The organism is Sulfitobacter sabulilitoris, from assembly GCF_005887615.1.
In the GTDB taxonomy this organism is placed as follows: Bacteria; Pseudomonadota; Alphaproteobacteria; order Rhodobacterales; family Rhodobacteraceae; genus Sulfitobacter_E; species Sulfitobacter_E sabulilitoris.
Window position 1 is genome coordinate 191,755 of record NZ_VANS01000002.1, and the last position, 20,032, is coordinate 211,786.

General features: G+C 67.5%; 10 protein-coding genes. 5 read left to right on the forward strand and 5 right to left on the reverse strand.

Annotation, left to right across the window (positions count from 1 at the left end; translation table 11 throughout):
- Nucleotides 1-43 precede the first annotated feature (43 nt).
- The gene (locus FDT80_RS09285) at nucleotides 44-619 is read right to left on the reverse strand and encodes a DUF1285 domain-containing protein (RefSeq protein ID WP_138662003.1); all 576 of its coding nucleotides are present in this window, start codon (nucleotides 617-619) and stop codon (nucleotides 44-46) included.
- Nucleotides 620-685: 66 nt separating this feature from the next.
- On the opposite strand from FDT80_RS09285, the gene FDT80_RS09290 reads away from it, so the two are divergent.
- Genes FDT80_RS09290 through FDT80_RS09305 form a run of 4 tightly spaced genes read left to right on the forward strand, consistent with a single transcriptional unit; the run spans nucleotide 686 to nucleotide 7,387 of the window.
- Entirely contained in the window at nucleotides 686-1,693 is a 1,008-nt protein-coding gene (locus FDT80_RS09290) for an AAA family ATPase (RefSeq protein WP_138662004.1), read from the forward strand.
- A complete protein-coding gene (locus FDT80_RS09295; protein ID WP_138662005.1) occupies nucleotides 1,690-2,574 on the forward strand; it encodes a DUF58 domain-containing protein in 885 nt (294 codons plus the stop codon). The genes FDT80_RS09290 and FDT80_RS09295 overlap by 4 nt, the downstream gene beginning before the upstream one ends.
- Nucleotides 2,571-5,348: a DUF4159 domain-containing protein gene (locus FDT80_RS09300; RefSeq protein WP_138662006.1), complete on the forward strand. Its 2,778-nt coding sequence runs from the start codon at nucleotides 2,571-2,573 to the stop codon at nucleotides 5,346-5,348. The genes FDT80_RS09295 and FDT80_RS09300 overlap by 4 nt, the downstream gene beginning before the upstream one ends.
- The gene (locus FDT80_RS09305) at nucleotides 5,345-7,387 is read left to right on the forward strand and encodes a hypothetical protein (RefSeq protein WP_138662007.1); all 2,043 of its coding nucleotides are present in this window, start codon (nucleotides 5,345-5,347) and stop codon (nucleotides 7,385-7,387) included. Before FDT80_RS09300 ends, FDT80_RS09305 begins: the two co-directional genes overlap by 4 nt.
- Here FDT80_RS09305 and pbpC read toward each other — a convergent pair.
- Nucleotides 7,384-9,411 (reverse strand): penicillin-binding protein 1C, encoded by a 2,028-nt coding sequence (gene pbpC, locus FDT80_RS09310; protein WP_138662008.1) that lies wholly within the window; start codon nucleotides 9,409-9,411, stop codon nucleotides 7,384-7,386. The two genes, FDT80_RS09305 and pbpC, sit on opposite strands and share 4 nt — an antisense overlap.
- Nucleotides 9,411-14,825: an alpha-2-macroglobulin family protein gene (locus tag FDT80_RS09315; RefSeq protein WP_138662009.1), complete on the reverse strand. Its 5,415-nt coding sequence runs from the start codon at nucleotides 14,823-14,825 to the stop codon at nucleotides 9,411-9,413. Before FDT80_RS09315 ends, pbpC begins: the two co-directional genes overlap by 1 nt.
- Before the next feature lie 153 nt (nucleotides 14,826-14,978).
- On the opposite strand from FDT80_RS09315, the gene FDT80_RS09320 reads away from it, so the two are divergent.
- Complete coding sequence (locus FDT80_RS09320; protein WP_138662010.1) at nucleotides 14,979-17,198, forward strand: response regulator; 2,220 nt, start codon at nucleotides 14,979-14,981, stop codon at nucleotides 17,196-17,198.
- Here the strand turns inward: FDT80_RS09320 and yaaA are convergent.
- Both yaaA and recQ read right to left on the reverse strand, forming a co-directional pair.
- Complete coding sequence (gene yaaA, locus FDT80_RS09325; RefSeq protein WP_138662011.1) at nucleotides 17,160-17,939, reverse strand: peroxide stress protein YaaA; 780 nt, start codon at nucleotides 17,937-17,939, stop codon at nucleotides 17,160-17,162. The two genes, FDT80_RS09320 and yaaA, sit on opposite strands and share 39 nt — an antisense overlap.
- 31 nt (nucleotides 17,940-17,970) lie before the next feature.
- On the reverse strand, nucleotides 17,971-20,016 hold the full coding sequence (gene recQ / locus FDT80_RS09330; protein ID WP_138662012.1) for a DNA helicase RecQ: 2,046 nt from the start codon (nucleotides 20,014-20,016) through the stop codon (nucleotides 17,971-17,973).
- Between the last annotated feature and the right edge of the window lie 16 nt (nucleotides 20,017-20,032).

Sequence of the window (20,032 nt, forward strand, 5' to 3'; positions counted from 1 at the left end):
TCGCGCGTTTCGCCAAGGGGCCAATCGGCAGGGCCGCTGCGCGTCAGGGCAAGTCGCCCGACGGGATCACCGGAAAGAACGTGCCGCCGGACCACAGCCCGAACCAGCCGTCGTGATGCGCACCCAGATCGACAAGCCTGTAAAAGCTCTTGCGGTCAATCAACGCCTCAAGGTTGCGGCGCACCAAGATGTAGGGCGACGGCTCGCCTGTCTCGGGATCCCGCTCGACCCGGATGGGATGATCCGGCCCCGCCACCGCCACATCATCGACATGGGTGACAAAGGTCAGGATCTGGTCCTCGCCAGCGCCGTCCGCATCGAAATCGACGGCGACGAACGGCGCGTCCTCCACGGTCAGGCCGACTTTCTCGACCGGGGTGACGAGGAAATACTTGTCGCCTTCCTTCTTGAGAATCGATGAGAACAATTTGACCAATCCGGGCCGGCCGATCGGCGTTCCCTGATAGAACCACGTCCCGTCGCGCTTGATCTGCATGTCCAGATCGCCGCAAAACGGGGGGTCCCATTGCTCCACCGGCGGCAAACCGCGTGTTTTTGTGGCTTTGATCGAGGCGACAAGGCTATCCGCCGAGGGTGTCACGGTTTTTTGTCCGCTCATACTTTTGCCATTTCCCTTATCCACTATACTATTACCATTACATATAATTCACCGGAGCGAGATGTCATGACCGAACCCCACGATATGGTGGCCCAGATCGAAGCGCTGGGTGACAAGCTGGCTGCGGCCAAGGCGTCCATCACCAGACGTTTCATCGGGCAGGAGCGCGTTGTCGACCTGACGCTGACGGCGCTGCTGTGCGGTGGGCACGGGCTGCTGATCGGTTTGCCGGGGCTTGGCAAGACGCGGCTGGTCGAGACATTGAGCACGGTGATGGGCCTGCACGGCAACCGGGTGCAGTTCACGCCCGACCTGATGCCCGCCGACATCCTGGGCTCCGAAGTGCTGGATACCGCGCCCGACGGCAGCCGGGCGTTTCGGTTCGTGCAGGGGCCGATCTTTTGCCAGCTGCTGATGGCCGATGAAATCAACCGCGCCAGCCCGCGCACGCAATCGGCGCTTTTGCAGGCGATGCAGGAAAAGACGGTGACGGTGGCTGGCGCGGACCGGCCGCTTGGCGTGCCGTTTCACGTTCTGGCCACGCAGAACCCGATCGAGCAGGAGGGCACCTATCCCTTGCCCGAGGCGCAGCTGGACCGCTTTTTGGTGCAGATCGACGTGGCCTATCCCGATCGCGACACCGAACGCGATATCCTTTTGGCGACGACCGGTGACACCGAAGCGCAATCGACCGAGGTGTTCACCGCCGCCGAGTTGCTGGAGGCGCAGACGCTTTTGCGGCGGATGCCGGTGGGCGACAGCGTGGTCGAGATGATTCTCGATCTCGTGCGCGCCTTCCGGCCCGAGGAAGACAGCGCCAGCCAGCAGGTGCGCGAGACCGTTGCATGGGGCCCCGGCCCCCGCGCGGCGCAGGCGCTGATGCTGGCGGTGCGGGCCCGCGCATTGTTGCAGGGGCGCCTGGCGCCATCGGCCGAAGACGTGATCGACATGGCGCGCCCTGTCCTGAGCCATCGCATGGCGCTGAACTTTGCCGCGCGCGCACGCGGCGACAGCCTGCAGCAGCTCATCGACACCACCGCGGCCAGCCTTGCCGGGACAAAGGCCGCCGCGTGAGCACACCGCAAACCCTTCGCGCACGGGCCGAGGAACAGGCGGCGAGCCTGCCGCCCTTGCTTGCGCGGGCCGAACATCTGGCCGGGGCCGTTCTTTTGGGCGATCACGGCCGACGGCGCGCGGGCATGGGCGACGATTTCTGGCAGTACCGCCCGGCGCAGATGGGCGACAGCCGCCGCATGATCGACCACCGCAGATCGGCCCGCGGCGATACCGAATTCGTGCGCGAGCGCGAATGGCAGATCGCGCAGTCGGTGATGCTCTGGGTCGATCAGGGGGCGTCGATGCGCTTTTCCTCTGACCCGAACGTTCCGCAAAAAGGCGATCGCGCACGCCTTCTGGGGCTGGCGCTGTCGATCCTTTTGGTGCGCGGGGGCGAACGGGTTGGCCTGACGGGCACCACTTTGCCGCCCCGTCGCGGCACTGCGCAGATCTTGCGGCTGGCCGAGATGCTGAGCGAGGACGGGCCCGACGATTACCAGCCGCCCGAACATCGCGCGATGATTCCCTCGGCGCGGGCGGTGTTCATCTCCGATTTCATGGGCGATACCAGCGCGGTCAAGACGGCGCTGACCAAGGCCGCGGATCGCGGGGTGCGCGGGGTCATGCTTCATGTTCTCGATCCGTCCGAGGAAGCGTTTCCCTTTCGCGGGCGCACCATTTTCGAAAGCGTCGGCGGCAGCCTGCGGCACGAAACGCTCAAGGCCAATGACCTCAAGGCGCGATACCTCGACCGGTTGGCCGCGCGCAAGGACGAGCTGCGGCACCTGTGTTCGGTCACCGGCTGGCATTACGGCGTGCATCATACCGATGCGTCGGCGCAGACGGCGCTGCTTTGGCTCTACCGGGCGATGGACATCGGGCGCGGGGTCGCGGCATGACGGTTCTGGGTGGCATCGGCTTTACCGCGCCCTGGCTGTTGCTGGCATTGCTTGCGCTGCCGATCCTGTGGATCATCCTGCGTGCGGTTCCGCCCGCGCCGATCCGCCGCCGCTTTCCGGGGGTGGCGTTGCTTTTGGGGCTGTCCGACGACGAAAGCGTGTCGGACCGCACCCCGTGGTGGTTGTTGTTGCTTCGGATGCTGGCGGTTGCCGCGTTGATTTTGGGGCTGGCCGGTCCGGTCCTGAACCCGTCGCAGGACAACGCGCAGGGCGACGGGCCTTTGCTGATCGTGCTCGACGGAAGCTGGGCCGGGGCGACCCGCTGGACCCAGCAGTCGCAGGCCATCGAGGCGCAGCTGACCCGGGCCAGCCGCGCCGACCGGACGGTGGGTTTCATGGATCTGTCGCGGCCCGAAACGCCGGTCTTTCAATCCGCCGACGTCTGGCGCAGCCGGTTGCCCGGCTTTGCGCCCGCGCCATGGCAACCCAATGCCGACCGCACCGCGCGGGCGATGGGTGCCCTGGCCGACGCCGAAAGGTTCGACACACTGTGGTTCAGCGACGGGTTGGATTACGACGGCCGTGGCGGCCTGCTGGCGGCACTGCAGAAGCGGGGCGCCGTCGAAGTTTATCAGACCGGGGCCAATGTTCTGGCCATGACGCCCGCGACCTATGTCGACGGCGCGATTGCACTGACGGTGCGCCGCGCCGCGCCGGGGCCCGGGCGCGATGTCACGCTTCAGGCGCAGGGCCGCGACCCGGCGGGCAATGCGGCCCTTCTGGCGACGGCGATGGCGACCTTCGAAGACGGTGCGCTCAGCGCCCGCACCGAGCTTGCGCTGCCTGCAGAGATGCGCGCGCGGGTCACCCGCTTTGACATTCAGGGCCAGCGTTCGGCGGGGGCCACCACGCTGACCGATGACGGGTTGCGCCGACGCGAGGTGGCATTGATCGCGGCGCGCGAGAACCGCGAGGGGCTCGAACTGTTGTCGCCCCTGCATTACATCGAACAGGCGCTGGAACCGGCGGCGGACCTGATCAAAGGGTCACTGAGCGATGTCTTGCCCGCCAATCCGGACGTGATCGTGCTGGCCGACGTGGCCACGTTGTCGGATGCCGAAGCCGAGGGCCTGGGCGACTGGATCGACGCGGGCGGCATGTTGGTGCGCTTTGCCGGGCCGCGTGTGGCCGCAAGCGACATCAGCCGCATCGACGAAGACCCGATGATGCCCGTGCGCCTGCGGTCGGGCGGGCGCAGCGTCGGCGGCGCGATGAGTTGGGGCGAGCCGAAATCGCTGGCGCCCTTTTCCGAACGGTCGCCGTTCTTCGGGCTGCGGATCCCCGAGGACGTGCGGGTGACCGCGCAGGTGATGGCGCAGCCCGATCCGACACTGGCCGAACGGGTGATCGCAGAGCTGACCGACGGCACGCCGCTGGTCACCCGCAAGCCGCGCGAACAGGGGCAGATCGTGTTGTTCCATGTCACCGCGACGGCGGAATGGTCCAGCCTGCCGCTTTCGGGGTTGTTCGTGCAGATGATGGAACGCCTGGCGGCGTCTTCGGCCACCGCGACGCCGGAGGCGGATCAGCTCGAGGGCACCGTCTGGACGCCGGAGCGGGTGATGGACGGGTTCGGCACGCTGTCGGACGCGGGTAACCTGCCCGGTGTGGCCGGACCCGACCTGATTGATGCGCCCGCGGGGCCCGACATGCGCCCCGGCATCTACGCCTCCGGCGATCGGCGGCTGGCGCGCAACGTGGTGACGTCCGACAGCGATCTCACCCCGGTCAGCTGGCCCGCGGGCATTCCCGTCAAGGGCTTTGCCGTCGCCCCCGAACAACCGATTGCGGGCTGGTTGCTCAGCCTCGCCATCCTGGCCTTGGTCGCGGATGTGATCGCATCGCTGGCCCTGTCGGGGCGGTTGCTGGGGCAGCGGACGACGGCGGCGGCGGCGATGCTGGCGCTTCTGGGCGGAATCGCGGGCCAGCCCGGCCCCGCCGTGGCACAAGACAGCGCCGAGGCGTTGGCGCTGGAAGCAACCGCCGAGGTGGTCCTGGCGCATGTGCTGACCGGCAACGACAAGGTCGACGAAGTCGCGCGCGCTGGACTGATCGGTTTGACCGACACGCTGTATTTCCGCACATCTGTCGAGCCGGCAACCCCGATGGGGGTCGATCTGGAGGCCGACGAATTGGCCTTTTTCCCGATCCTGTACTGGCCGATCACCCCCGATCAGCCGCGCCCCTCTGACGAGGCCTACGCGCGGCTGAACGACTACCTGCGCTCGGGGGGGCTGATCCTGTTCGACACGCGCGATGCCGACATCGCGGGCTTTGGCGCAAGCAGCCCGAACGGCCGCAAGTTGCAGGATCTGGCGGCACCTCTTGATATTCCGCCGCTGGAGCCGCTGCCCGCCGACCATGTACTGACCCGCACCTTTTATCTGTTGCAGGATTTCCCGGGTCGTCATTCGAGCCGCGATGTCTGGGTCGAGGCCGCCCCCCCAGACGCCGAACAGGTCGAGGGCATGCCGTTTCGCAATCTGAATGACGGCGTGACGCCGGTCGTGATCGGCGGCAACGACTGGGCGGCGGCCTGGGCGGTCACGTCGAACGGTGCGCCGATGCTGCCCGTGGGGCGCGGGTTCACCGGCGAGCGGCAGCGCGAGCTGGCGTTCCGCTTTGGCGTCAATCTGGTGATGCATGTGCTGACCGGAAACTACAAAAGCGATCAGGTCCACGTGCCTGCATTGCTGGACAGGCTGGGCCAATGACCGGAACCATCGTATTCGATCCGCTGATCCCCTGGCCGCTGCTGGCCGGTGTGGGCGCGATCGCGCTGCTGGGGGTCCTGGCTGCCCTGATGCGGGGGCTCAGCGGCTGGGCCCTGCGGGGGCTTGCGGCACTTGTCGTGCTGGCGGCGCTTGCCGGGCCATCCTATCAGCAGGAAGACCGCGCGCCGCTGACCGATATCGTGGTCGTTCTGCACGACGACAGTGCCAGCCAGAGGCTGTCGGACCGCGGTGACCAGACGGCGGCCGCCGCCGCCACGCTGGCCACGCGGCTGGCCGACCGGCCCAATACCGAAGTGCGCCGCATCGTCGTGCCCGATGGCGCGGGCGACGCGGGGACGCAACTGATGACGGCCCTGTCCACCGCCTTGGCGGAAGAGCCGCGCGCGCGCATCGCGGGGATCATCGCGCTGAGCGACGGGCGGGTGCACGACGCCGATCTGCCGCTGGACCTTCCGGCGCCGATGCATGTGCTTCTGACCGGCAGGTCCACCGACTGGGACCGCCGCCTGAGTGTTCGCAATGCGCCGGCCTTTGCCATCATCGGCGAGCCCGTCACGTTGACCCTGCGGATTGAGGACATGGGCGCGGCCCCGGCCGACGACGGATTGGCGCCGCTGGAGATTTCGGTGGACGGGGAACCCCCGCAGGCCTTTCGCGTGCCGGTCGGTCAGGACATCGAACTGCCCGTCACGCTGCCGCATGGGGGCAGGAACGTGATCCAGTTCACCGTTCCGGGCGCCGAGGGCGAGCTGACGGACCGCAACAACACCGCGCTGATCCAGATGAACGGCGTGCGCGACCGCCTGCGTGTCCTGCTTGTCAGCGGAGAGCCGCACCCCGGTGGCCGAACCTGGCGCAACCTGCTGAAATCCGACAGCTCGGTCGATCTGGTGCATTTCACCATCCTGCGCCCCCCCGAAAAGCAGGATGGCGTGCCCGTCAGCGAACTGAGCCTGATCGCCTTTCCCACCCGCGAGCTTTTCATGGAAAAGATCGAGGATTTCGACCTGATCATCTTTGACCGGTACAAGCGTCGCGGGATCCTGCCGTCGCTGTATCTGGACAATGTCGCCAACTACATCCGGCAGGGCGGTGCCGTTCTGGTGGCCGCCGGACCGGATTTCGCCGGCGCCGACAGCATCTATCGCTCGCCGTTGGGCCCGGTGCTGCCTGCCGCGCCGACCGCACGGGTGATCGAACAGCCCTATCGCCCGGTCGTCACCGATCTGGGCCAACGGCACCCCGTGACCGCCGGGCTGCCCGGTGGCGGCGATTGGGGGCGCTGGCTGCGCCAGGTGGATGTGGCCGACCCGAAAGGCAAGGTCGTGATGACCGGGCTGGAGGATCGCCCGCTTCTGGTGCTTGACCGCGTGGGCGAAGGGCGCGTGGCGCTGCTGGCGTCCGATCACGCGTGGCTGTGGAACCGCGGGTACGAGGGCGGCGGCCCGCAATTGGAATTGCTGCGCCGCCTGGCGCATTGGATGATGAAGGAACCCGAACTGGAGGAAGAGGCGCTGACCGCGTTTGCGACAGGTCAGACGATGCGCATCGCCCGCCGCACGTTGGACGAGAGCGTTCCACCCGTGACCATCACCGATCCTGCCGGAACGGTCAGTGAACTGATGCTGAGCGAAGCCGCGCCGGGTGTGTTCGAAGGCGTGTTTCAGGGGCCGGAGATCGGCCTTTACCGGCTGGAGAATGGCGACCAGACCACGGTCATCGGCCTTGGCCCGGCAGCCCCGCGCGAGTTCGAGCAGACCATTGCCACCGGCGACGTGCTGGCGCCCGTCCTGGCGGCACAACGCGGTGGCGTGGTCCGGATAGAAAACGGTCTGCCACGCCTGCGCGAGGTGTCCGCGGGGCGCCCGGCCGCGGGTCGCGGGTGGATCGGGCTGACCCCGCGCGGCGCCTACGAGACGCGCGATGTCCGCCAGACCGGGCTTTTGCCGGGGTGGCTGGTGCTGTTGCTGAGTGCGGCGCTGATCACCGCCGCATGGCTGCGCGAGGGGCGCCGCTAATCCAGCCAGACCTGCACGGTCGCCGACCGCCCCGCGGCATCGATGACGGTCAGCCTTGAAAACCCCGGACCGGTCTGCGGCAGGACCGCATCGCGCCGCATCAGCGCGGTCGCATGTGGCTGCCCATCCACCAACACGGTCAAAGGCAGAACACCGTCACGCACCTTGAGCGGCACGCCGTCCTGCGCCCTTGCCAGAACCGCACCGTCGGGCGGAAAGGCCACGACCGGCCCACCCGGCGCAGGGGCAAAGGCGGCAGTGCGGGGCCGGAAACGCCGCAACGGCGCGGGCAGCTCCGCCGCGGTCACGATCAGCGTCTCGGGCGGCGGGGCCGGCAGCGGAGCGCGGGGGCCCGCGATACGGCCAAAGGCTTCGAACAGGATCGGCGCGGCCAGGTCGCCGCCGAAAGCGCCCGGCACCGGCGTGCCATCCGGCCGCCCGAGCCAGATGCCGATCACATGGCGCCCGTCATACCCGATCGCCCATGCATCGCGGTGCCCATAGGAGGTGCCCGTCTTGTACGCGATCCGGCCCGCGCGCGATGCGGCTCCTTGCGGCGGCGGTATGTCGGACAGGATGCGGCCCACCTGCCACGCGGCGGCGCGCGAGACCATGCGCGACGTCATGGGCGGCACCTCGCCCAGGCGCCAGTGCAGCCTTGGGCCCTGACCACCCTGCGCCAGCCCGGCGTAAAGCTGCACCAGATCGGTCAGCGACAGCCCCACACCGCCAAGCGCGATGGCCAGCCCCGGCGCCGCTTTGCCGGCCAGGGCCGGTGTGGCCCCGCCCTGCCGCTGGGCAGCCATGACGCGGGCCGGTCCGAGATCGTTCATCAGGCGCACGGGCGGAATATTGAGCGACAGCTGCAACGCGCGCCGGACGGTGATTTCGCCCCGGAACTGGCCGTCGAAATTCTGCGGCGCATAGGTGCCGAAGGTCACGGGCGCGTCGTCGATGAGCGTTTCGGGATGTACCAGCCCCTGATCGAAGGCCAAGGCGTAGATCAACGGCTTGAGGGTCGAGCCCGGCGACCGGATGGCGCGGGTCATGTCGTTGAACCCCAGCGCGCCGCCCTCGCCGGTGTATCGCGGCGCACCGACGGACGCCAGGATTTCGCCGCTGTGGTGGTCCGCGACAAGAATCGCCGCCGACACGGCGTTGACCTGATCCCGCAGGGACAGCGCCGCCAGATGCTGCATCTGCCGCTGGAGCCCCGCGTCGAGTGTCAGGTCGTGGCGCAGCAGGCCAGGGGCCGCGCGGCGCGCCCGATCGGTCAGATGCGGCGCGCTTCGGGGAACCGGCTGCATCGCGCGGGGCACGTCCGGCATCCAAGGCTGTGGCGCCTGGCCCAGGCGGTGCAGCACCCGGTCGCGGGCGGCGCGCGCGGCATCGGGGTGGCGGTCGGGCCTGCGGGATTCGGGTGCCTGGGGCAGCGCCACCAGAAGCGCCGATTGCGCGGCGGTCAGGCGTGCCGGTGGCTTGCCGAACCACGCATGCGCCCCGGCGCGCAGCCCTTCGACCGCACCACCATAGGGCGCGTGGTTGAGATAGAGTGCGAGGATGTCGTTCTTGCCCAGGCGGCGCTCGAGAGCCAGCGCCACGCGCATCTGGCGCAGCTTGCCCGCCCATCGCCCTGTGCCCGAATTTTCCAGCAGGCGCGCCACCTGCATCGTCAAGGTGGAACCGCCTGACACGACACGGCCCTGACGCAGCGCTTGCAGGCCCGCACGCAAGAGCGCCCGGAAATCGATGCCTTGGTGGCGGAAAAACCGCTTGTCTTCGTAGGCGATCAGCATCGCCAGGAATTCAGGATCGACATCCCCAAGCCTGACCGCCAGCCGCTGGCGACCGTCTTCGACCGGAAAGCTGCGCAGCAAGGCACCATTCCGGTCGCGCATTTCGACGGAGGTTTCCGACAACAGCGGTGGCAGTCGCGTGGCATCGACCCACCTGTCGAACCCGTCACGTCCGGCGGCGGCGATCAGCAGCAAGGCCACGCAGGCGAAGGGGGCGAGGCGGCGCATCAGCGTTGCACGATCACGCGCCCGGTAGCGGTGAGGGCGCGGTATTCGGGGCGGTACATATCCTGCACCATCGCGGCGGGCTGGTGGTAATCGCCCGGCGTCACCGCGCGCAGCACATAGGCCAATTGGAACGGCGCATCGCCACGATGGTCAACTGCCGCGACAAACCTGTCCGACCGGAATTCGGCGTGCTCTGCCGCTGCGGGGTTAAGCCAGTCCAGCGCGCCGATATCACCGCTGCGCAGCAAGGCCGGGTTGTCGATCTCGAACCCGGCGGGCAACGGATCATCGACGATCAGCCGCCCGTCGACCGCATCGAAGGGTGTGACGGTCAGCACCGCAACCAGCCTGTCGCCCGCCGCGAACCCCGCCGTCACCGGCGCGCCCTCCATGTCGAAGAACCGGCGTTCGATCGCATAGCCATACCCCCCCGCAGGCGGCGCGACGATAGGCACGCCAAAGGTGGCCAGCGTGATATCGATGGGCGCGGCCCCGGTGTTGGCAAGGGTCGATACCGCCGCCTGCGGACCGCTCAGGCGTTGCACGACAGGCCCCGATGCGGGCACTCCATTGAGCACGAGGCCCTGGCCCCCCTGTCGCGACTGGCCAAGCGCATGCGCCGCAAGCAGTACCTGCGCCGCTTCCTGTGTGGACAGCGACCTGCCCGCGCGGGTGATCCGCTGGCTCAGGTCCTGTTGGTTCAGTGCGCTGCTGCCCACCTCTGCGGCGAGCGCCAGAACCGCGGCGGCATCGCGCAGCGGGGTGCCGAAATCGTCGCGCCAGCCCGAACCGTCCGCGGGCCGCGCCAGCATCGCGCCGGCATGGCGGAACATCGCGTCGGCGCGCGGCTGGTCGCCATAGGCCGCCAGCGCGGCGCCGACCTGGGCAGCCGCCAGCGGGGTGCCGAACGCGTCGCGTTTGGTATCGGCATAGTAGCGAAGATCCCCCATCGCCGCCGCGCCTTCGCGCGCGAGGACCAGAAGCGCATAGGCGATATCCTCGCCGCCCCGATCAAAGTCCGGGGCGTAATTCACCCGGTTGCGCAAATTGTCGAGCGCCGTGGCCAAGGCCAGATCGGGCACATCATAGCCTTGCGCCCGCGCGCGGCTCAGGAAGTCGGTGACATAGGCATCGAGCCAGAACGCGCCGGACCGCGCCGACCACAGACCGAAGGCGCCGTTGCCTGCCTGCCGGGTCTGAACCTCCGCAATCGCCGCGGTCACGCGCCGCCGCACGTCGGCCTTATCGACGTCCGCGGCAACCGATGACAGATACAGCAACGGCAGCGCGGCGGATGTCACCTGTTCGGTGCAGCCATACGGATAGCGGTCAAGCTGGTGCAGCAGCCCGGCCACATCGAACCGCGCCAAGGGGCCCGCGCTGAGAGTCGCGCTGGCGGTGCCGGGGCGCAGGCCGGCCAGCACGTTGGCGTCAAAGGTGAATGTCTCGCCCGGGGCGAGAGACAGGCGGCGTACCGTGGCGCTTTGCGGGTCGTTGGCGCGCACCGCAACCTGCAACGTCTTGCGCAGGACGGTTCCATCCGGAGCGGTCAGGGCAAGCGCGATCCTATGGTCGCCCACATCGCCCGCGCGCAGCGGCAGGCGCAGCGACGCAGTGCCCTGCGCGGGCAGCGTGACGCGGGCGGGCACATCGTCAAGGGTCACCCCGGTCGCGCGCACCGACAGGTCCATGTCGCCTGCGGGGTCGCTGGTATGCGCGAATTCAAGCAACAGGCGGCTGTCATCACCGGGGGCAAGGAACCGCGGCAACGACGCGGTGACGACCACGGGGTCGCGCGCGATCACATCGCGGCTGGCCTGCCCCACGCCCCGCTGCGACCAGACGACCGCCATCAGGCGGATGGTGCCGTTGAACGCCGGGCGGTCGATCAGCACCTCGGCGGTGCCATCCGCACCCACCGTGACCGGGCCGCTGAAGGCCGCCATCAGCGCCTCGGTCGGAGGCGGGGATTGCAGCGACAGCGCATCGCCCGCATCGCCGCCCGACCGGACCGTGCCCAGAGCGCCGCCAAGGCCGTCGATCAGGCGACCGTACAGATCGCGCAGTTCTACCCCCAACCGCTGCTGGCCAAAGTAATGCCCGGCAGGATCGGGGCTGTCGAACCCGGTCAGGTTGAGAATGCCCAGATCGACGGCCGCGAGCGTCAGATGCGCCGTATCACCCGGCGCGATGCCCGTCACGGACACGGTGGCGCGCAGGGGCCCTTGCTGACCGTTGACCACGTCGGGCGCATCGATGGCGACACCCAGCGCCCTGATCCCGGGCCGTACCGTAGCATGCGCCAGGCCCAGGCTGCGCGCGGGGGATTGCCCGGCCTGCGCGTTCATCGGGCGAAGGACCGACGCGGTGACGTAGGCACCGGTGCCCCAGTTTTCCGTCACCGCAAGCGGGATCAGGTTTTCGCCCTGTGTCACCTGCACGACCTTGCGATCGATCACCGCGTTCGACAGCACCGTGACAAGGGCCACGCCGTCATCACGCGCGACAATGCGCAGGCGGGCCGTGTCGCCGGGCGAATAGTCCGGCGCATCGAGCGACAGGTCCAGCCGGTCGGGTGTGTCGCGGCCATCGCCGGCGGCATACCACCCGGCAGAGAACCCGACCGACGACACGGCATAACCGGCACCGCCGAGACGTTCGACGACAAGTTCGTAATCACCCCATTGCGTCGCGACGGACAGCGGCTGCGGCGCGTCCCCCAGCGTCATCTCGCCACTGGCGACACGGATACGGCGGGTGACAGGTTCCCAGTTCCACGAGCCGTAAAGCTGATACCACTGATACCGCGTGTCCACCCGGTTCACCGTCCAGCGGACAGGCATCGGGGCGGCACCCGGGGCGATCAGGTCGAACCGTGCCGTCGCACCCTCTGGCAGCACATCGTCGAAACCGGCGGCGATGCCGATCATCGGACCGCGCGGGGCGAGCGGTCTGGTCACCTGCCGCTCGACCGGGCGGCCGGAGCCTTCGGTGACACGCACCGTGATCTGCGCCTCGATCGGCTGGCCCGGATCGTCGACCGGCGGCAGCGTCAGCGCCAGCGTCGCCGCGCCGGTGGAATCCGTCGTCGCGGGATCGAGCGGCTGTGTGCGCGGGTCGAACCGCTGATCGTGGCGACCGAAGGCGTAGCCGGGAAATTCCGCGATCGCGCGCGTGGCGACCAGGCGGACCTCGCCTTCGACGGCCAGATCGGAGGCCGGCGCACCAAAGAGATAATCGGCCTGCACGCGCAACGGTGGGGTGTCGTCGGCCCGCAGCGGGGTATCGGTCACCGACAGGGTCAGATCCAGCCGCTCGGGCAGGAAATCCTCGACCAGAAGGGTCCGGGAGGCCAGCGGTGGCGCATCGACGTCGGTATGAAGGTCGAGCCGCCATGTGCCGCGCGGGGCGGTTGCGCCCACGGGCAGGGCAAAGACATGGCCACCCGCCACGCCGCGCCCGCTGTGCCGGCGGCTGTATTCGACACCATCGGGGCGTTTGAGGATCGCGGTGACGGGCAGGCCGGTGATCGCCTGCGCCTGTGCATCCCGCGCCAAAGCGGTGGCATGGATCACTTCACCCGCGCGGTAGGCCCCGCGATCGGTGGTCAGGAACATGTTGATCGGCGGGCTGGGCGGGCGCCCTTCGACGCCGCGATCCGACAGGTCGAAAGCCGGGTCGGTCAGCGGCAGAAACGCCATGTCGCTGTCGCCCTCGTCGGCCACCACCATCGCCGGGCCGGCCGCGCCCACACCACGCGCGAGGCCGGGCGGGAAACTGGCAAACCCATCGCGATCGGTGATGGCCCTGCCCAGAACCGCGTTGGCCCGCGAAATCAGCGACACCGTCACATTTGCGCGTGGCCCCGCGTCGCCTAGTCCGCGCACCGCAACGTGAAGCCCGTCGGTGCCGAACCACGTGGCGAGGCCCAGATCCGACAGCACGAACCATTGCGTCGCGCCGGCGTCATCATTGAGGTCCACGCCCGGAAGCCGCGCCGTCAGCGCGAAAATGCCCGGCGCCTGATCCTTGAGGGCGGAGTGCAGCGGCAAGCGGGTGGTCATGTCGGCGTTCAGCGTATTTTGCACCTCTGCCGTTCCGGACCAGATTTCCTGCGCGATCTCGGTTGCGAAAACCTCTCGCTGATAGGCCGAGAGGGGGCGCCCGAGAAAGCTGTCCTGAACGGCGCGCACGAGATTGCGATCGCTGATGCGCCACAGGGTCAGGTCGAGTGCATCGGTGTTGACCGTCTCGACCGGAATCGCGGCCCCTGCGCCGCGCGGCAGGACAAAGGCGCGGCCGCCGAAGCGGACCAACGGCGCGCGATCGCGGACATAGAGCGACAGCGCGGCATCCCGGCCCAGGACCTCGCCGTCGGCGGCAGGCAGTCCGGAGCGCACCGTCAGGTCATAGCGCGTGCCATGCGCGACGCCGTCGAGGCAAAGCTGCGCGTCTTGCGCGGTGACGACAAGACCCGTGTCGGGCGACCGTATGAACGGCGCGTAATCCACGCCGGCCTGGACCAGGGGGTCGGAGAATTCGATGCAGATGCGCGGCTCTGCCGCATCGTTTTCGACGCGGGTGTCGGTGATGCGAAACCCGAACTGGGCAACGGCACGGTCCAGCATCTGGCGTGTGCCGGATTGCGGTGCGATCTGCTGGGCCAATCGCAACGCGGCGATGCTGTGCCGCCCGCGGCTGGCACGTTCGAGGGCGCGCGCCATCGCGGTCAAGGCAGAGGCGCGCGAGGGCGGATCGAGCGCGCGCAGGTAGGCGTTGACCGACGCCGAGAGGGCATCGTCGGTGATCCGTCTGCGCGGGGTCGTGTCGCGACCGTCAAGCGCCAGCAGGACAGCCGCATAATCGCGCCAGTCCCGCGACAGATCCGACAGGGCCACCGCCAACCCGTGCCAGCGCAGCGCGCCTTCGGCATCGCCCGCTTGCATGCGATCACGCCCGAGCGCCCGGAGATCCGCCAGATCCAGACCGCCCGCAGGATAGCTTCGCGGCAGGCGCGCCGACTGAGCCTGCGCCGCATCGATATCGGCAGACACAAGAAACGACAAATCCGCCTGCCGCGCGGGTGCGGCGGACACGATCGCGGGGTCCGTCGCCACCCGCTGCGCAGACAGCGCACCGGCGTAGGGTTTGCGCGCCGTGATCGCGGATTTGGGAAAGCAGGCGTTGGACCGCGTGTTGAAGGTGAAGGCCACGCAGGCCGCATCGCTTTGGCAAGCGCGGGCGCAGCCATCGAAGCCGGTGTCGAAGAGGTTGGTCAGATCCGCACCGTAGTAGTCGACGTCCTGGGTCACGACGAAACGGGTGTCCGGCACCGCGGTTTGCGACAGCGCGCCGCCCGCCCCCAAGCACAGACACACAAGGCACAGAACTCGCGAGACGGATGCAATCGACATGACGGTCTCCTTGGGCAAAGGGCCAGCGTGACACGAGCTCTCGTGATCTGGCAATATCTCATCTTGCCGTGAGAGACCTGCGTTTAATCAGATGTTCACACGGCGACCCGATGATGCCGTTCACGCCGACCCAGACCATCGAGGGAGCCGAGGATGAGCCTTGTCGAGAGATTGGCGGAAGAGACCCGTCGCAGGCAACAGGCCGAGCTTATGCTGGCCGAGCAGGAGGCAAAGCTCGATGCCGCGCGTCGGCGGCAGGCCCGGACCGACGCAAGGGTGGCAGACCTCGGGGCGGAAAACCTGCGGCTGACCTGCGCGCTTACGGCGCAGCGCGACAGGATCGGCCTGGTCGAAAGGCAGTTCATGCATGCGGTCGAAGCGCTCAGGGCCGGATTTGCGCTGTTCGATTCCGACCTGAAACTCGTCATGCGGAACCAGGCTTATCTTTCGGGTTTTCACAATCCTGACCTGATCAAGCCCGGAATAAGTTACAAGGAGGTCCTGCAGATCGTCGTGGACGAACGCCGCATCGACCCAGACGAGGGGCCGCAGGACGAATGGCGCGACAGGATGTTCGCCCGGCTTGAAAGCGACGATCCGCAGGAAGTCATCGTCAAGCAGAGCAACGGCCAGTACATCAAGGTGATCGACCGGCGCGGCCTTGGCGGAGAAGTGGTTTCGCTGCTGATGGATGTCACCGCCGACGTTCAGCACGCCAACGACCTCAAGGATGCACGGATGCTGGCCGAAAGCGCAAGTCGCGCCAAGTCGACGTTTCTTGCCAACATGAGCCACGAAATCCGCACCCCGATGAATGGTGTCGTCGGCATGGCCGAGGTGCTGAGCGAGACCGACCTGACCGAGGAACAGCGGCTTTACACCGATACGATCCGCAACTCCGGCGAGGCCCTTCTGACGATCATCAATCAGGTGCTCGACTTATCGAAAATCGAAGCCGACAGGATGGTGCTGCGTCACGAACCGCTCGACCTCAAGCAGATCGTGCGCGAAGTGATCATGCTGGCGCAGCCCACCGCATCCGCGAAAGGTCTGGCGGTGACGATGGACTTCGATCCGCTTTTGGCGACGGATTATACGGGCGATGCCGGCCGGGTGCGTCAGGTTCTGACGAATCTGGTCGGCAATGCCGTCAAATTCACATCCAGGGGTCACGTGAGCGTTCGCGTGACGGGCGAGCCCGACGCCAAAGCGGGAACCGTTGCGCTGAGTATCAGCGTGGCGGACACTGGAATTGGCATACCCGATTACATGATCGACACGGTTTTCGCGGAATTCACGCAGGTCGAAAACGATCGCAACCGCCAGTTTGACGGCACCGGCCTTGGGTTGGCCATCAGCCGCAAGCTGGTCGATATGATGGGCGGGCGCATCAGCGTGACATCCCAGGAAGATGTCGGATCGACCTTCGGCTTGGATCTGACCCTGCCCGTGGCGGCGGGCAAGTCGGCCCCGGTCGTCTTGCGGCCCGATCGTCTGCGCCATGTCCTGCTGGTGGATTCGCTTGAAGCCTCGCGCGCGACGCTGCACGGCCATCTGGAACGCGTCGGCGTGCGGGTCACGTCCCATGACACGGCGTCCTCCGCCATGGACGACCTGGGCCCGCACATCGACCTGGTTCTGATCGATCACAGTCCTCCCGCGCTTGATGGTCTGGCGCTTTTGCGACGGGTGCAGGCCGCCGGCCATCACATGCCCGTTTTCGTGTTCACCAGCGAACCCAATGCCGCGCCAAACGGCCGTGCGGATGTGCCCAAACCTGTCTTGCTGCGCCAGCCGGTCGAGCTTGCCTGTGTTTTCGACAAGTTCTCGGCGGCCCTGCCGGTGGTTGATCCGCCGGTTCCTGTACCGCTGCCGCCGGCGAACCCGCCCGTGGCATACGCAAGGCCGATCCCAGACGATCAGCCGCGCCGCCGGATGCGGGTCCTGACAGCCGAGGACAACGCCACCAACCAATTGGTGTTCCGCAAGATGGTCAAGGATCTCGACATCGATCTGACCTTTGCCGACAATGGCGTCAAGGCGGTCCAGGTGTATCAGGCAAGCGCGCCCGATCTGGTGTTCATGGACATCTGCATGCCCCGTCTGGACGGCAAGACCGCCACGCGAATCATCCGAAAGATCGAATCCGGCACCGGCGTGCACGTGCCCATCGTCGCACTGACCGCACACACCGGAACGGACGAGGCGGATGCCATCCTCGAAACCGGTCTGGACCACTATCTGTCAAAACCGTTGCGCAAGGCGCTGATCATCGAACATATCCTGAGTGCCTGCCCGGTGGATGCGCTGGACCCCCGGAACGGCGCATCGGCGTCAGGTCGTGGGGTACGGGCGCACAAAGACCAGCGTTGATGCGTCGGACTGATCCGGCTGCCAGGCATAGCCACCCGTGTCGAAGTCGCGCAGTCCCTCCACGTCGGCCACCCTGTTCCGGATGATGAACCGGGCCATCGCGCCGCGGGCCTTTTTCGCGAAGAAACTGACGATCTTGGGGGGCTTGCCGTCGCCCTTGTCTTCCTTGAAGACCGGCGTCACGACCCGGGGGACAAGCGTCTTGGGGGCCACCGCGCCGAAATATTCCTGGCTGGCGCAATTGACCAGCGTATCGGTGCCCAGCGCCTTGGCCCGCGCGCTCAACGCCCTGCTCAAATCGTCACCCCAGTAATCGTAGAGGCTGCTGCCGCGGCGGGTTTTCAGACGGCTGCCCATCTCAAGGCGATAGGGCTGGATCGCGTCCAGAGGGCGCAGCAGGCCATAGAGACCAGACAGGATGCGCAGATGATCCTGCGCCCAGTCGAGCTCATCGGCATCTAGGGTCTGGGCCTCGAGCCCCTGGTACGTGTCGCCCGCGAAGGCCAGGGCAGCGGGCCGGGTCGCCTCTTCCGTGGGCGCCGCCTCGAAGCTGGCGAAACGGTCACGGTTGAGCCGGGCCAGATCATCGCTGAGATCCATCAGGCCCTTCAGCTTGGTCAGGGTCAGGTTGCGGGCGGTCTTGACCAGACGCACGGCGTCTTCCTGAAAATCGGGGTCCGTCGTCGTTACGTCCCGCGCCGCCCAGTCGAGCCGTTTCGCGGGTGAAATCACCACAAGCATGCTGCCATCCTTCGTTCGTTTGACCAAGGACCTAGCCCGCCTCGCGCAGGACGTCCAGAAAGGCGGGCCCGAAACGCTGCGCCCGTTTGTCGCCCAACAGCCGTTCCATCGCCGCATCGTCGCCCGGTTTGGACTGGGCGACCTTGGCCAGCAGAGACGCCGAACAGCTGAGCGGTTTGGCCGTGCCATCCATCCCCCGCGCCAGATCGGCCTGCACGGCAAGCAGGCGATCGAACAGCGTGCCTGTCTCGCGGCCCGCGAGCTTGCGGCGCGTGGGATGCATCTGGGCCGCCTCGCCGGTGATCACCTCAAGGAACGCGCTCCCGTAGCTTTCCAGCTTTTTCGCGCCGATACCGCCGATCCGCGCCATATCGTCCAGCGTCCGGGGCCGGGTTTCCGCCATTTCGATCAGGGTGCGGTCCGTAAAGATGATATAGGCCGGCACCTTTGCCGCCTCGGCCAGCGCACGGCGTTTCGCCTTGAGCGCCGAGAGCAGCGGCGCATCCTCCTCCGACACCATCGCCTTGACCGCCGGACGCCGGTTGTCGGCTGCCGCCGCGATGCTGTCGCGCCGCAGGGATATCGTGGTCTCGCCCCGCAACAGCGGCAACGCCGCATCGGTCATCCGCAACGCGCCATGGCGTTCGGGGTCGGGGCGCACAAGATCGTGGCCCATCATCTGCCGGAACACCGCCTGCCATTGCCGGCGGTCGTACTCGGTCCCGACGCCATAGGTCGGCAGACCGGCGTGGCCATGCTGCCGGATCTTGTCGGTCTCGTTGCCGGTCAAGACGTCGATGAGGTGCCCCGCGCCGAACCGCTCATCGGTGCGCAATATGGCCGACAGCGCCTTGCGCACCGCCGTCGTCCCGTCAAAGACCTCGGCCGGGGTGTCGCAAAGATCGCAACGGCCACAGGTGATCTCGGTCTCGTCAAAGTAGCCGAGCAATGTCTTGCGGCGACACTCCAGGGCTTCGGCCAGACCCAGAAGCGCGTTCAATCGCGCGTGATCCGCCGCGCGTCGCTCTGGCGGGGCGAGGCCTTCGTCGATCTGGCTGCGGCGCAGGCGAATGTCCTCGGGCCCGAACAGCGTCAGCGTCTCTGCGGGCGCACCGTCGCGGCCCGCACGCCCGATCTCCTGGTAGTAGGCCTCGATCGATTTCGGCAGATCGGCATGCGCGACCCAGCGAATGTCGGGCTTGTCGATCCCCATGCCAAAGGCGACCGTGGCCACCACGATCAACCCGTCCTCCTGCTGGAACCGACGTTCGGCCTGGCGCCGGTCCGCGGCCTCCATGCCACCGTGGTAATGCATCGCCTCGTGCCCCGCGTCGCGCAGCGCGCCCGCGATCCCTTCCGTCTTCGCCCGGGTGCCGCAATACACGATGCCCGACTGCCCCTTGCGCGCCGAGGCGAAAGACAGGATCTGGCTGCGCGGGCTGTTCTTGGTGGAAAAGGCAAGATGGATGTTGGGCCGATCGAAGCCGCGCAGAAACGCGGTGGGCGGCGTTCCGTCGAACAGCTTCTGGACGATCTCGGCCTGGGTTTCGGCATCCGCCGTGGCGGTAAAGGCCGCCAGCGGCACCCCCAGGCTGCGCCGCAATTCACCGATCCTCAGGTAATCTGGCCGGAAATCATGACCCCACTGGCTGACGCAATGCGCCTCGTCCACCGCGATCAGCCGCACGTTGGACCGTCGCAGCAACCCCATGGCGGCACCGGCGGCCAACCGCTCGGGCGCCATGTAAAGCAGTTTGAGCGTGCCCGCCTCCAGCGCCTGGAACACGGCATCGGTCTCTTCGGGGGTGTTGCCGGAGGTCAGCGCGCCCGCGGCCACGCCCACTTCCTGCAAGCTGCGCACCTGGTCGCGCATCAATGCGATCAAGGGCGAGATCACGACCGTCACGCCATCGCGCATCAGGGCCGGTAACTGGAAACACAGGGATTTGCCGCCGCCGGTGGGCATGATGGCCAGCACGTTCTCGCCGGCGGTCACGGCTTCGACGATCTCTTGCTGGCCCGGACGAAAGGCGTCAAAGCCGAAAACGTCACGTAACAGCGTGGCAGCGCCTGTCATGCGGGGATCCTGTCAA